This window comes from Micromonospora sp. S4605 (assembly GCF_003176715.1).
Taxonomy (GTDB): domain Bacteria; phylum Actinomycetota; class Actinomycetes; order Mycobacteriales; family Micromonosporaceae; genus Micromonospora; species Micromonospora echinaurantiaca.
Map to the genome: position 1 here is coordinate 1 of NZ_QGSW01000295.1, position 12,311 is coordinate 12,311.

Genomic DNA, 12,311 nt, shown 5'->3' on the forward strand with positions numbered 1-12,311 from the left:
GCCGCGACCGGCGCGGCGGCCGGCGGCGCGGCCTGCGCCGGCGCGGCCAGGGTGGCGCCGGCGAGCCCGGCGGTGGAGACCAGGGCGGTGCCGGCGGCGGCGTCGCGGAGGAAGCGGCGGCGGTCCAGGTTGGGCATGCGGAACTCTCCCCGTCGTGGTGCTGATCGGTCGGCCCCGAGCCAACCAGCGCCACCCGCGCCAGGTCCAAGATCGACGGCCGACACGACCGATATCCGTCCGGATATCGGGCCAGGTCAGCGCCGGGACGACCGGGCGGCGGCCGCCGGAAAATCACCCCGCGCGCAGCGCCTCCACGGCCGTCCGGGCGGCCTCCCCCATGGCCAGGTCCACGTCGATCCGCCGGGTGGCCAGGTCGGCCATCCGGGCGAAGACGGCGATCGCGTACCGACCGCCGTCGGGGTACTCGGCGACGCCCGCCTCCAGGTGCAGCCCGGGCAGGGTGCCGGTCTTGCCGGCGACCCGCACGCCGGGCGGGAAACCCGAGGCCAGCCGGGTCCAGAACAGCTGCCGGGACATCCACTCCCGGACCATCGCGCACGCCTCGGCCGGGCCGGCCTCGTCCCGCCAGATCAGGCCCAGCAGCAGGGTGATCTCCCGCGCCGTGCTGGAGGTGGTCCGCTCGGGATCGAAGACCCGCATCGCCCGGACCCGCTCGACCGGCAGGGTCGGGAAGATCCGGGCGAAGTCCGCCTCGGTCCGCGCGCCGACGTCGGCCAGCATCGACTCGGCGAGCTGCCGGGGGCCACCCACGATCCGGGTTCGGGACAGCCCCAGCTCGGCGGCGAGCATCGGCAGCACGTCCGGGCCGACCCGGCGCAGCAGCAGGTCGGCGGCGGTGTTGTCGCTCACCGACATGGCGAAGTACGCGAGGTCGCGCAGCGACACCTCGGCGTCGTCGGCGCAGCCGGCGATCCCCCAGCCGCCGAGCCGGTCGTCGGCGGTCACCAGCACCCGCTCGCGCGGGTCGAGCTGACCGGCGACCACCTGCCGGGCGAACTCCAGCACCAGCAGGATCTTGAAGATCGAAGCGATCACCACCTGCTCGTCGGCGCGGACCGCCACCTCCCGGCCGCCGTCCGCGGCCGACCCGCCCTGGCCGCCGGCCAGCTCCACCACGTGCAGGCTCGGGGTGATGCCGAGCCGGTCGAAGATCCCGTCGATCCGCTCCCGCACCGTCACCCCTGGCACGCTAGTGGCCGTCCGGGCCGGGCCGCGGCGCCGGGTGCGCCGCCGCCCCTGGCGTAGCCTGCGGCGGTGGACCTGCTCCGACACCTGCGGCACTTCGTGGTGGTCGCCGAGGAGCTGCACTTCGGGCGCGCGGCCGAACTGCTGGGCATGGCGCAGCCGCCGCTGAGCCAGTCGATCCAGCGGCTGGAACGGGAGCTGGCGGTCGAGCTGTTCGACCGGTCCCGCCGCCAGGTGCGGCTGACCACCGCCGGCGAGCTGCTGCTCGCCGAGGCCGAGGAACTGCTGGCCGGCGAGCACCGGCTGCGCAACATGCTGCGCCAGGTACGCGACGGCGCGCTCGGCGTGCTGCGGGCCGGCGTGCCGCCGGAGACCCCGGCGGTGAGCCTGCGGGCGCTGCTGGACCGGCTGGCCGACCGGGCGCCCGGCCTGGACGTCGAACTGCACGAGCTGACCAGCGGCGAACAGGAGCGGATGCTCGCCGAGGGACGGCTGGACGTGGGGCTGCTGCACCACCCGGTCGCCGCCGACGGGCTGCGCTTCGGCGCGGCGGTGGACGTACCGCTGGGGGTGCTGCTGCCGCGGACCTCGCCGCTGGCCCGGGCCCGGGAGGTCGAGCTGGCCGCGCTGGCCGGCCTGGACCTGGTGACCGCGCCCCGGGCCACCGCGCCGGGCTGGCACGACCACCTGCTCGACGTCTGCCGCCGCCACGGTTTCACGCCGGCCCGGGTGCGCCCGGCCCGCAACCCCGAGTTCCTCTTCGGGCTGGTGCTGGCCGGTGGCGGGGTGGCCGTGGAGCCGGCGGCGCTGGGCCGCCGGGAGCCGCGGATCGCCTGGCGGCCGGTGGCCGGCGCCCCGCTGGTCAAGCGGACCTCGGCGGCGTGGCCGCGGCGGGCAGCGCACCCGGCCGCGCCGATGGTCGGGCAGCTCGCCGCCGAGGTGCTGGCCGCCGCCGACCCGCCGGCGCCACCGGCGGTGCCGGCGCCGCGGCCGTGGCGGGTGCTCTTCGACACCGCCGGCTGAGGCGGGGATCACCGGTGAGAAACTGGGGTCCGGGGGTACGCGGACAGACGGCAGACGGTACGTGGAGGCGCATCCGCTACCCGGCGACGACCGGCGAAGGAGCCGCAATGGCGAACACCATCCCCGACATCACCCTCAACGACGGCAACACCATCCCCCAGTTCGGCTTCGGGGTGTTCCAGATCGAGCCGAAGGACACCGTGGCGGCGGTGCGCACGGCCCTCGAGGTCGGCTACCGGCACATCGACACCGCCGAGATGTACGGCAACGAGGCCGAGGTGGGACAGGCGATCCGGGAGGCCGGGCTGGACCGCGGCGAGGTCTTCGTCACCAGCAAGCTGAACAACGGCTTCCACCGCCCGGACGACGCCCGCAAGGCGTTCGACTCGACGCTGGCCGCGCTGAAGACCGACTACGTCGACCTGTTCCTGATCCACTGGCCGCTGCCCACCCGCTACGACGGTGACTTCGTCTCGACCTGGCGGACGCTGGAGGAGTTCCAGCGCGACGGGCGGGCCCGCTCGATCGGGGTGTCGAACTTCCAGGTGCCGCACCTGGAGCGGCTGGCCGCCGAGGCCCGGGTGGTGCCGGCGGTGAACCAGGTCGAGGTGCACCCGTACTTCGGCAACGAGCAGGTGCGCCAGTACGGCCGGACGCACAACATCATCACCGAGGCGTGGGCGCCGATCGCGCAGGGCAGGGTGCTGGACGACCCGACGGTGGTCGACGTCGCCCAGGAGGTCGGCCGGACGCCAGCCCAGGTGGTGCTGCGCTGGCACGTGCAGCGCGGCGACGTCGTCTTCCCGAAGTCGACCACGCCGGCCCGGATCGAGGAGAACTTCCGGATCTTCGACTTCGAGCTGGACGACGTGGCGATGGAGCGGATCACCGCGCTGGACAAGGGCCCGGCGGGACGGCAGGGGCCGGATCCGGACACCTTCGACTACGTCCCCGCGTAACGGGGCGGGCCGCGGCGGCGCTGGTGGCAGGGGGGCTCGGACGGGCTCCCCTCGTCGCGTACGAAAGGACCGCGCCCTCGCATGATGCGCCGCCGTACCCCGCTGCTGCTCCTGTCGATGCTGGCGCTGCTCGCCCCGACCGCCTGCGGGCCGGCCGAAGCCGAGTCACCCCGCTGGTCCGCGCCGGCCGAGTCGGCCTCGCCGAGCGCGCCGGCACCGCGTCCGGCGCCGACCTCCACGGCCGAGGTCCGCAGCCGGGTGAAGGCGGCGATGCTGGACCTGGACGCCAGCTTCCACCCGGAGACCGCGGAGTTCACCGAGGAGAACAGCGAGGCGTGGAAGCTGATCTCGCTGTGCCGGGACAGCCTGCCCTCGGACCGCAAGCGCACCGCGTACCGGGAGCGGGTCTGGGACGGCGAGACGGTCTGGATCCGGCAGTACGTGGTCGGCTACCTGAAGGTGCCCGGGCGCAAGCTCGCCGACGAACTGCGGTCCGTGCTCAAGACCTGCAAGAAGTACGAGGTCCCCAACGACGGGCGGACCTCGGTGATCGTCCAGCCGACGCCCCCGCCGATGGCCGAGGGCCCGGACACCATCACCTTCTGCGAGAAGCTGATCGGCCAGGCCACCCGGCACCAGTGCACGCTGCTGCTGGTCCGGGGCAACTTCGTGCTCCAGGTGGACGCCTCGGCGGACGAGGGCGACCTGGCCGCCGGCAGCGAACTGCTGGCCAAGCTGGCCCCGCTGGCCACCGCCGCCCTGGAGCGGGCCACCTGAGCCAGCGTGCGCTACCGCCGGCCCGCCCCGCCGAGGGGCCGGTGGACGGCCGAGCGGCTCAGCTGGTGACCCGCTCGGCGAGCCGGCGGAAGGTGGCCGCCGTGGGTGAGCCCGGTTCGGGGACGTAGACGATCAACCGCTGGTCGGTCTCCGGCACGTGCAGCACCCGGCACTCGAACTCCAGCAGCCCCAGGTCGGGGTGCGGCACCCGCTTGACGATCAGGCGGCGTTCCGCCACGTCGTGCTCGGCCCAGAGCCGCGCGAACCGGGGCGAGGTGCCGAGCAGCTCGGTGACCAGCTCGGCGAGGCCCCGGTCGCGGGGGTAGCGGCCGTAGGCGGCGCGCAGGTCGGCGATCGTGGTGCGGGCGAAGTGCACCACCTCGGGGTCGGCCCAGTGCGCGTCGTCGGACATCCGGAACATCCAGCGGACCATGTTGCGGTCGGCGGCGGGCACCGCCGCGAGATCCCCGACGAAGTACGTGGCCAGCCGGTTCCAGGCCAGGATCTGGTAGCTGGCGTCGACCAGGTACGCCGGGGTCTCGGTCATCGCGTCCATCAGGTGCCGCAGGCCGGCGGGCACCTCCCGGCTGGGCCCGGCGGCCGGCGGCGGGGCCTCCCCGGCCACCCGGAACAGGTACTCGCGCTCGTCCCGGGTGAGCAGCAGCGCCCGGGCCAGCGCGGACAGCACCTGCCGGGACGGGTGCGGCCCACGGCCCTGCTCCAACCGGATGTAGTAGTCGACCGACATGCCGGCCAGCTGGGCCACCTCCTGCCGGCGCAGCCCGGGGGTACGGCGGCGTACCCCGTCGGGGAGGCCCACCTCGGCGGGGCGCAGCCGCTCCCGGCGGCTGCGCAGGAACGCCGCCAGCTCCTCCCGGCGCAGGCAGTTTCTGGTCATGCCGTCAAGCTTGCCTCAGCCGGCGGCGCCGAAGGTGGTACCGCCGGTCCCAGCCTCGGCCGGTCTCTCCCGCCGGCCCGTCCGGGCGGGCACCGTCGACGGCATGACGAACATGATCGCCCTGGTCACCGGGGCCAACAAGGGAATCGGCTTCGAGACCGCGCGGCAGCTCGCCGCGCGCGGGATGACCGTGCTGGTGGGCGCGCGGGACGCCGAGCGGGGCCGGGCCGCCGAGCGGCAGCTGCGCGACGGCGGCGCGGACGCCCGGTTCGTGCCGCTGGACGTCACCGACGCCGAGTCGGTGGCCTCCGCCGCGAAGCTGGTGGACGAGGAGTACGGCCGGCTCGACGTGCTGGTCAACAACGCCGGCATCGTGCTCGGCGACGGCGAGCGGGCGCTGCCCAGCGACACCACCGTGGCCACGCTGCGCCGGGTGTTCGAGACCAATGTCTTCGGCGTGGTGGCGGTCACCAACGCGCTGCTGCCGCTGCTGCTGCGGGCCCCGGCGGCGCGGATCGTGAACGTCTCCAGCGAGGTCGGCTCGATCGGCACGATCACCGACCCGGAGAGCTTCATCTGGCGGTTGACCTCGGTGCCGTACCCGTCGTCGAAGGCGGCGCTGAACATGGTCACCGCGATGTACGCCAAGGAGCTGCGGGACACCCCGGTCAAGGTGAACGCGGCCAACCCCGGCTACTGCGCCACCGACTTCAACGGGCACACCGGTTTCCGCAGCCCCGAGCAGGGCGCCGAGGTGAGCGTGCACCTGGCGACGTTGCCGGCGGACGGCCCGTCCGGCCAGCTCTGGGGCCACCTCGCGGACAGCGGCGGCGGGTACGGCGTACTGCCCTGGTGAGGGGTTGACTTCGAGTGCGCTCCAGCAGCCAGGCTCGTCCCCGACCGCCCGGAAGACGTAGCCGGGCCGGCTGAGAGGGGACGCCCGTGAGGTACCGCACCATCGGCACCGACCCGAAGACCCGCCGCGAGGTGAGCGTGCTGAGCCTCGGCGCGATGCTGTTCGGCACCGCCACCGATGAGGCGACGTCGTTCGCCATCCTGGACCGGTACGTCGAGGCCGGCGGCACCTTCATCGACACCTCGGACAACTACGCCTTCTGGCTGAACGGCGGGCAGGGCGGGGAGAGCGAGGAGCTGCTCGGCCGGTGGCGGCGCAGCCGCGGGGTCGGCGACGAGATCGTCGTAGCCACCAAGCTCGGTGCGCGGCCGCTGGCCCCCGGCACCAGCTACGTCGACAACCCGGAGGGGCTGTCGGCGACGGTGATCCGGGAGGCCGCGGAGCGCAGCCGGGAGCGGCTCGGCATGGCGAAGCTGGATCTGCTCTACGCGCACATCGAGGATCACCGGGTGCCGCTTCGGGAGACCGTGGCGGGCTTCGCCGAGCTGGTCGCCGAGGGCACGGTCGGCCTGCTCGGGGTGAGCAACCACCGGGCGTGGCGGGTGGAGCGGGCGCGCAACCTGGCGGCCGCCGCCGGGCTGCCCGGCTACGAGGTGCTCCAGTACCACCACACCTACCTGCACCGGCGTACCGACCTGCCGAGCGAGCTGGACCGGGACGGCGACGTCGGCTCGGCCGGCCCGGACCTGATCTCCTACCTGCGGGCCGAGCCGCAGCTGGCGCTGGTGGCGTACTCGCCACTGGTGCGGGGCGCCTACACCCGCCCGGACAAGCCGCTGGGCGCCGGGTACGACCTGCCGAGCGTCCCCGGCCGGCTGGCGGCGCTGGAGGCGGTGGCGAAGGAGACCGGGGCGACGGTGAACCAGGTGGTGCTGGCCTGGCTGATCGACGCCGAGGTGCCGGCGATCCCGCTGGTCGGGGCGTCCTCGGTGGCCCAGCTGGACGAGTCGCTGGCCGCGGTGGACCTGGCGCTGACCGTCGAGCAGCGGGCCCGTCTGGACGCCGCACGGTAGCGGCACCCGATCGTCGAGCCCATCGGTGACGTGGCATCATAGTGAGGCACGCTCACTATGAGGGTAGGTAACGATGCCGGACGCCGATCGGTTGATCACCGCGCTGGACCGGGTGCTCGAACTGGTCGTGGTGCTCAGCGACGACATGAGCCGGGGCCTGGCCCGGGAGGGGTTGACCACCTCCCGGGCCACCCTGCTGTGGCAGCTGCGCCGCAGCGGCCCGGCCACCCAGCGCGACCTGGCCCGGGCGCTCGGGGTCACCCCGCGTACCGTCACCGGGCTGGTCGACGGCCTGGTCGACACCGGCTTCGTCACCCGCGAACCGCACCCCACCGACCGGCGCGCGTTCCTGGTCACCTTCACCGAGCACGGCGCCCGCACCATCGCGGCGATGGAGCGGGACCAGCGGGGCTTCGCCGAGCTGCTCTTCGGCGGGCTGCCCGCCGAGCGCCTCGACTGCTTCGTCGCCGGGCTGGACAACGTGCTGGGGCGGCTGCGCGAGCAGGGCCTCTCCCCCGAGATCCGCGAGGAGGACCAGTGATCGCCAAGGCGTGGAAGCTGCTGCGCTTCGCCGTCCGCTACGAGATCGGCCTGTGGCGCAGCCTCTACCGGTGGATCTTCCGCCGGCCGGAGCCGCTGCGTCCCGGCGACCGGACGTTCGGCTACACCGGGGCGGTGATGACCCTGATGTGGATCTTCATCATCGTCTCCGCGGTGGAGATCCCGATCTTCGAGATGATCCTGCCCTGGGAACTGGTCAGCAACATCGTGCTCGGCCTCGGCGTCTACGGCCTGTTCTGGATGTTCGGCCTGCTGGCCAGCCTGAAGGTGCACCCGCACGTGGTCGGCGAGGCTGGCGTCCGGATCCGCAACGGGATCACCCTCGACCTGACAGTGCCCTGGTCGGCCATCGACCGGGTGCGGGTCAACCGGCGCTCGCTGCCGCCGGAGGGCAGCGTCCAGGTGGAGCGCAGCGGCGACGACGTGACGGTGAGCCTCGGCATGGCCAACCAGACCAGCGTCGACCTGCTGCTGCGCGAGCCGATCGCGGTGCCGACCCGCAAGGCGCGCGGCGAGGCGGTCACCGAACTGCGCTTCCACGCCGACGACCCGGAGGCGCTGGTCGAGGCGGCCACCGCCCACCTGGTGGCGCACGCCCCGACCCGTCGGGCCGGGCGGCCGCCTGAGGCGGTGCCTTCCGACGCGGGCCGGTCCTGGAATCGGCCCGCGCGCTCTCCCGAGCCGGGGTCCTGAACCCGTCCCGCGCGCCCCGCTCCCGGGCCGACGGGCGCCGGCGAGGTCAGGCCGCCAGGTCGAGCCGCCAGTCGTTGGAGCGCATCAGGTGCCCGGGCGGGTACTCGAACTCGGTCTCGCCGAGCAGGGTGAAGCCGGCCTTGCGGCAGACCGCGTTCGACGCGGCGTTGTCGACCGACGGGTAGGCGTGCGCCCAGCGGTGGGTGTGCCGGTCGCGGGCCGCCGCCACCGCCGCGCGTACCGCCGCGGTCGCCAGCCCGCGCCCCTGGTGCCCGGGCAGGATCGCCCAGCCCAACTCGTAGACCTGCTGGCCGCGCCACTCGCGCTCCCAGTAGCCGACGCTGCCCACCGCGGCGCCGTCGGGCAGCAGCACGGCGTACATGCAGCCCTTGCCGGTGTCGCCGAAGCGCACGTAGCGCTCGTGCCGGGCGAGCACCTGCTCGTCGGTCTCCGGGCCTCCGGTGTGCGCCCGGACCTCCGGCGCGTTGAGCCGCCGCAGCAGGTCGAGGTCGCCCTCGCGCCACGGCTCGATCCGTACCTCGGTCATCGTGTCCCCCCGTTCCTCCGGGGAGCATTCAAACAGCCACCACCGACACCCCGGCGCACGAACGGTCCGGCGCCTCGCGGGGGCGCTAGTTCTGATCTAGCGGATCGCCGGTCGCCCTCTCGCGCCTGACGGGTGGGACCGGAGCGGCCGGGAGGAGGAACCATGGACCCACTGCGACTCGCCGTGATCATCGGCAGCACCCGCGAGGGGCGGGCGGGCGACCGGATCGCCCGCTGGTTCGTCGACCAGGTGGACCGGCACGACGGGCTGGCGGTCACCGTGGTCGACCTCGCCGACTACGACTTCCCCGCCGGCTACCCGGCGGAGCCGACCCCGGCGATGCGGTCGTTCGCCGGGCAGGTCGGCCGGGCGGAGGCGTTCGTGGTGGTCACCCCGGAGTACAACCACAGCTTCCCGGCCTCGTTGAAACAGGCGATCGACTACGCGTACGACGAGTGGCAGGCGAAGCCCGTCGGTTTCGTGTCGTACGGCTGTGGTTCCGTCGGCCTGCACGCGGTCGACCAGCTCCGGACGGTCTTCACCGCCCTGCACACGGTCACGGTGCGCGACGTCGTCGCCGTCGACCTGCTCTGCGGCGAACCGTCCCCGCTGGCCACCGACGAGTTGCGCCGGTCCGCCCGCGTCCTGCTCGACCAGCTCTGCTGGTGGGGCCTGGCACTGCGCGACGCCCGCGCCGCGCGTCCGTACGTCTCCTGAAGAGTTCGCGAAGGAAGGTAGGGATCATGAGTAGACGCAGCACCGGCCCGGCCATCGAGGCCGAAGGGCTGGCCAAGTCGTTCGGGGACACCCGGGCGCTGGACGGCCTGGACCTCACGGTGCCCGCCGGCACCGTCTACGGGGTGCTCGGCCCGAACGGCGCCGGCAAGACCACCGCGGTACGGGTGCTGGCGACGCTGCTGCGCCCCGACGGCGGGCGAGCGCGGGTGTTCGGTCACGACGTGCTCACCGAGGCCGACGCGGTCCGGGCCCGGGTCAGCCTGACCGGCCAGTACGCCTCGGTGGACGAGGACCTGACCGGGCTGGAGAACCTGATCCTGCTCGGCCGGCTGCTCGGTCACCGGAAGCCGGCCGCCCGGGAGCGGGCGGAGAGCCTGCTCGCCGCGTTCGGGCTGACCGAGGCGGCCGACCGCCAGGTGAAGAAGTACTCCGGCGGCATGCGGCGGCGCATCGACATCGCGGCCAGCATCCTCAACACCCCCGACCTGCTCTTCCTGGACGAGCCGACGACCGGGCTGGACCCGCGCAGCCGCAACCAGGTGTGGGAGATCGTCCGGGCGGTGGTGGCGCACGGCACCACGGTGCTGCTGACCACGCAGTACCTGGACGAGGCCGACCAGTTGGCCGGCCGGATCGCGGTGGTCGACCACGGCCGGGTGATCGCGGAGGGCACCCCGGGCGAGCTGAAGTCCTCGGTCGGCTCCGGCACCGTCCACCTGCGACTGCGCGACGCGCACCAGCGGCCGGAGGCCGAGCGACTGCTGCGGGCGGCGCTCGACGTGCCGGTGCAGCTCGAACCCGACCCGGTGGCGCTGACCGCCCGGGTCGGCGGCGACGGCAGCGACCTCGACGCCAGCGAGCAGGCCGCGCGGGTGCTCGGCGACCTGGCCCGCGCCGGCATCGTGGTGGACAACTTCTCCCTCGGCCAGCCGAGCCTGGACGAGGTCTTCCTGGCCCTGACCGACCACCCCGCCGTGCCGGCCGACGAGCGGGACGAGCAGCTGGAGGCAGCCCGATGAGCAGCGACGTCACCACCACGACCGGGCCGGCCCCGACGGTCTACGTACCGTCGGCGGAGGCGCTGTCGACCGTCCTCGCGCCCGGTGCGCGGCCACCGCGACCGAGCCCGCTGTCGGCGTCCCTGACGTTCGGCTGGCGGGCGATGTTGAAGATCAAGCACGTGCCGGAGCAGCTGTTCGACGTGACGGCGTTCCCGATCATCATGGTGCTGATGTTCACCTATCTGTTCGGCGGGGCGCTCGCCGACAGCCCACGGGACTACCTGCAGTTCTTCCTGCCCGGCATCATGGTGACCAGCGTCGTGATGATCACCATGTACACCGGGGTCGGGCTGAACACCGACATCGAGAAGGGCGTCTTCGACCGGTTCCGGACGCTGCCGGTCTGGCGGCCGGCCGCGCTGGTCGGCATGATCTTCGGCGACGTGCTGCGCTACGTGCTGGCCGCCGTGGTGATCCTCGGCGTCGGGCTGGTGCTGGGCTTCCGCCCCGACGGCGGGCTGCTCGGGGTGCTGGGCGGCATCGGTCTGCTGGTGGTCTTCTCGTTCGCGTTCTCCTGGGTGTGGACGTTCTTCGGGCTGGTCCTGCGCAGCGAGAAGTCGGTGATGGGGGTCAGCATGATGGTGCTGTTCCCGCTGACCTTCCTGAGCAACGTCTTCGTCGAGCCGGCCACCATGCCCGGCTGGCTGCAGGCGTTCGTCAAGGTCAACCCGATCACCCAGTTGGTCGCCTCGGTGCGGGCGGTGATGTCGGGGGCGTCGGACCCGTCCAGCACGATGTGGACGCTGGTCTGGAGCGCCGCGTTCGTGGTCGTCTTCGGCACGCTCACCATGTACCGCTACAACCGCCGCTGATCCCGCTCTGCCCGACGGGCGTCGCCACCTCGGTGGCGGCGCCCGTCTGCGGCTTCGACCGCCGTACGTCGCGACCTGCTTGGCCGCGTCCCCCGGGTGGGCGTCGCCGCCGAGGAGCCGCCGCCCTTCAGGTTGAACGAAATTTCTTATGAATCCTGCGGACGACCACCGAGGCACCGAGGGTCGCTCCTGCGGCAACCGAGAGGAACGCTGTCGAAGCTGCCGCATTTACCGCGAATGCGGTTGCCGCCGATGCCGTACGCGCGCGAAGGGGTTCGCCTTTCGAATTCGCCAAGCTCTCAACGGCGCCCAGGCCGCCCGGTAGCCATACGGGCGAGGAGAGCAGGGCCAGCATGCTCGCCCCAAAACCATATGTTCCGATCTTCTCCTTAGCCACGCCGTAGCGAAGATCACGGAGAAGCGCCCTTCTCGTCAACGCCTCTGCAGTCGCCTCACGCTGCTGCTCGAGCAATTCACGCAACTCATCAGACGCCACTTGATCATAGCTGGCGCCAGGGTCGGCGGTTCCCGGATCACTGCTCGCACCAGCGGCGGCTGCGGCTTCCCGCTCGTTCTTGTACACCTGCTGCCAGATCGACGCGAGGAGTGCGCCGTTTCCCAGGAAACCACCTACGGTCAGCGCGAACCCCAGCTCCCTCAATGAGGTCGTGGTCATCAGCGCCACACCGCCGGCTATTGCTGCAAGATGGAGCGAGATAAAAGTCTTGGCGACCTGTTGCGCACTCCACCGCAAATGCAGTCGAGTCGGCCCGAGTTTGAGCACCAAATCGGTCTTCTTCAGGGCCTCTGCCTGTTTTTCGAGCCGCCGGAGCCGCCGGGCATCCATCTTCCGGTTCGCGCTCTCGCGCAGGCGGCCCTGCGCCACTTCAATCTCGGAGTAAAGTTTACGCAGCTCCTCTGTCTTGTTCGGCGGCGGTCGGTAATCTCCCAATTTCGCCTCCTGCGGTGCTGAGAGCCTTAGAAAGTGTTGGGTAACCGGGTGGCTACTTCTGGTTGAGTTCGTCGTCGAGGCGTCGGGCTGCCTCGGTCTCGATCGGGCCTTGCGGCTCGACGTCCTCACCGGCTAGGCGCGCGGCCATCAACCGG

The 12,311-nt window shown here is 72.6% G+C and carries 14 protein-coding genes; 10 read left to right on the plus strand and 4 right to left on the minus strand.

The window, feature by feature from the left end; translation table 11 throughout:
- Positions 1–291: 291 nt before the first annotated feature.
- Positions 292–1,200, minus strand: a complete 909-nt coding sequence (locus DLJ47_RS26330) for a serine hydrolase (protein ID WP_109903814.1) — start codon at positions 1,198–1,200, stop codon at positions 292–294.
- A 75-nt stretch (positions 1,201–1,275) separates the two neighbouring features.
- Here DLJ47_RS26330 and DLJ47_RS26335 point away from each other — a divergent pair, with 75 nt between their 5' ends.
- The 3 genes from DLJ47_RS26335 (at position 1,276) to DLJ47_RS26345 (ending at position 3,965) form a co-directional block, all read left to right on the plus strand.
- Complete coding sequence (locus tag DLJ47_RS26335) at positions 1,276–2,229, plus strand: LysR family transcriptional regulator (RefSeq protein ID WP_109903815.1); 954 nt, start codon at positions 1,276–1,278, stop codon at positions 2,227–2,229.
- Between the two features lie 107 nt (positions 2,230–2,336).
- Positions 2,337–3,188 carry an aldo/keto reductase gene (locus tag DLJ47_RS26340; RefSeq protein ID WP_109903817.1) on the plus strand — a complete coding sequence of 284 codons (852 nt, stop codon included), beginning with the start codon at positions 2,337–2,339 and terminating at the stop codon, positions 3,186–3,188.
- Positions 3,189–3,269: 81 nt separating this feature from the next.
- The gene (locus DLJ47_RS26345; RefSeq protein WP_109903819.1) at positions 3,270–3,965 is read left to right on the plus strand and encodes a hypothetical protein; all 696 of its coding nucleotides are present in this window, start codon (positions 3,270–3,272) and stop codon (positions 3,963–3,965) included.
- A gap of 58 nt (positions 3,966–4,023) precedes the next feature.
- Here DLJ47_RS26345 and DLJ47_RS26350 read toward each other — a convergent pair whose 3' ends face one another.
- Complete coding sequence (locus tag DLJ47_RS26350; RefSeq protein ID WP_109903821.1) at positions 4,024–4,863, minus strand: helix-turn-helix transcriptional regulator; 840 nt, start codon at positions 4,861–4,863, stop codon at positions 4,024–4,026.
- A 103-nt stretch (positions 4,864–4,966) separates the two neighbouring features.
- Here DLJ47_RS26350 and DLJ47_RS26355 point away from each other — a divergent pair, with 103 nt between their 5' ends.
- The 4 genes from DLJ47_RS26355 (at position 4,967) to DLJ47_RS26370 (ending at position 8,046) form a co-directional block, all read left to right on the plus strand.
- Complete coding sequence (locus DLJ47_RS26355; RefSeq protein WP_109903823.1) at positions 4,967–5,719, plus strand: SDR family oxidoreductase; 753 nt, start codon at positions 4,967–4,969, stop codon at positions 5,717–5,719.
- An 86-nt stretch (positions 5,720–5,805) separates the two neighbouring features.
- Positions 5,806–6,792, plus strand: coding sequence for an aldo/keto reductase (locus tag DLJ47_RS26360; RefSeq protein ID WP_109903825.1), 987 nt, complete (start codon positions 5,806–5,808; stop codon positions 6,790–6,792).
- A gap of 73 nt (positions 6,793–6,865) precedes the next feature.
- Positions 6,866–7,333 carry a MarR family winged helix-turn-helix transcriptional regulator gene (locus tag DLJ47_RS26365; RefSeq protein ID WP_109903827.1) on the plus strand — a complete coding sequence of 156 codons (468 nt, stop codon included), beginning with the start codon at positions 6,866–6,868 and terminating at the stop codon, positions 7,331–7,333.
- The gene (locus DLJ47_RS26370; RefSeq protein WP_199236010.1) at positions 7,330–8,046 is read left to right on the plus strand and encodes a hypothetical protein; all 717 of its coding nucleotides are present in this window, start codon (positions 7,330–7,332) and stop codon (positions 8,044–8,046) included. Before DLJ47_RS26365 ends, DLJ47_RS26370 begins: the two co-directional genes overlap by 4 nt.
- A 46-nt stretch (positions 8,047–8,092) precedes the next feature.
- Here DLJ47_RS26370 and DLJ47_RS26375 read toward each other — a convergent pair whose 3' ends face one another.
- On the minus strand, positions 8,093–8,593 hold the full coding sequence (locus tag DLJ47_RS26375; RefSeq protein WP_109903829.1) for a GNAT family N-acetyltransferase: 501 nt from the start codon (positions 8,591–8,593) through the stop codon (positions 8,093–8,095).
- Between the two features lie 162 nt (positions 8,594–8,755).
- Between DLJ47_RS26375 and DLJ47_RS26380 the strand changes: the two genes are divergently transcribed.
- The 3 genes from DLJ47_RS26380 to DLJ47_RS26390 are packed head-to-tail and all read left to right on the plus strand — an operon-like array spanning position 8,756 to position 11,204.
- Positions 8,756–9,310 carry an NADPH-dependent FMN reductase gene (locus tag DLJ47_RS26380; RefSeq protein ID WP_109903831.1) on the plus strand — a complete coding sequence of 185 codons (555 nt, stop codon included), beginning with the start codon at positions 8,756–8,758 and terminating at the stop codon, positions 9,308–9,310.
- 26 nt (positions 9,311–9,336) lie between these two features.
- A complete protein-coding gene (locus tag DLJ47_RS26385) occupies positions 9,337–10,350 on the plus strand; it encodes an ATP-binding cassette domain-containing protein (protein WP_109903833.1) in 1,014 nt (337 codons plus the stop codon).
- Complete coding sequence (locus tag DLJ47_RS26390) at positions 10,347–11,204, plus strand: ABC transporter permease (protein ID WP_109903835.1); 858 nt, start codon at positions 10,347–10,349, stop codon at positions 11,202–11,204. Before DLJ47_RS26385 ends, DLJ47_RS26390 begins: the two co-directional genes overlap by 4 nt.
- 127 nt (positions 11,205–11,331) lie before the next feature.
- On the opposite strand, the gene DLJ47_RS35460 is transcribed toward DLJ47_RS26390, so the two are convergent.
- On the minus strand, positions 11,332–12,156 hold the full coding sequence (locus DLJ47_RS35460) for a hypothetical protein (RefSeq protein ID WP_146228201.1): 825 nt from the start codon (positions 12,154–12,156) through the stop codon (positions 11,332–11,334).
- Positions 12,157–12,311: the final 155 nt, after the last annotated feature.

Excerpts from the sequence above, each read along its gene's own strand:
- DLJ47_RS26350 (WP_109903821.1), bottom strand. The coding sequence starts at position 4,863 with ATGACCAGAAACTGCCTGCGCCGGGAGGAGCTGGCGGCGTTCCTGCGC.
- DLJ47_RS26375 (WP_109903829.1), bottom strand. The coding sequence starts at position 8,593 with ATGACCGAGGTACGGATCGAGCCGTGGCGCGAGGGCGACCTCGACCTG.
- DLJ47_RS26355 (WP_109903823.1), top strand. The coding sequence starts at position 4,967 with ATGACGAACATGATCGCCCTGGTCACCGGGGCCAACAAGGGAATCGGC.
- DLJ47_RS26345 (WP_109903819.1), top strand. The coding sequence starts at position 3,270 with ATGATGCGCCGCCGTACCCCGCTGCTGCTCCTGTCGATGCTGGCGCTG.
- DLJ47_RS26390 (WP_109903835.1), top strand. The coding sequence starts at position 10,347 with ATGAGCAGCGACGTCACCACCACGACCGGGCCGGCCCCGACGGTCTAC.
- DLJ47_RS26365 (WP_109903827.1), top strand. The coding sequence starts at position 6,866 with ATGCCGGACGCCGATCGGTTGATCACCGCGCTGGACCGGGTGCTCGAA.
- DLJ47_RS26385 (WP_109903833.1), top strand. The coding sequence starts at position 9,337 with ATGAGTAGACGCAGCACCGGCCCGGCCATCGAGGCCGAAGGGCTGGCC.
- DLJ47_RS26340 (WP_109903817.1), top strand. The coding sequence starts at position 2,337 with ATGGCGAACACCATCCCCGACATCACCCTCAACGACGGCAACACCATC.
- DLJ47_RS26380 (WP_109903831.1), top strand. The coding sequence starts at position 8,756 with ATGGACCCACTGCGACTCGCCGTGATCATCGGCAGCACCCGCGAGGGG.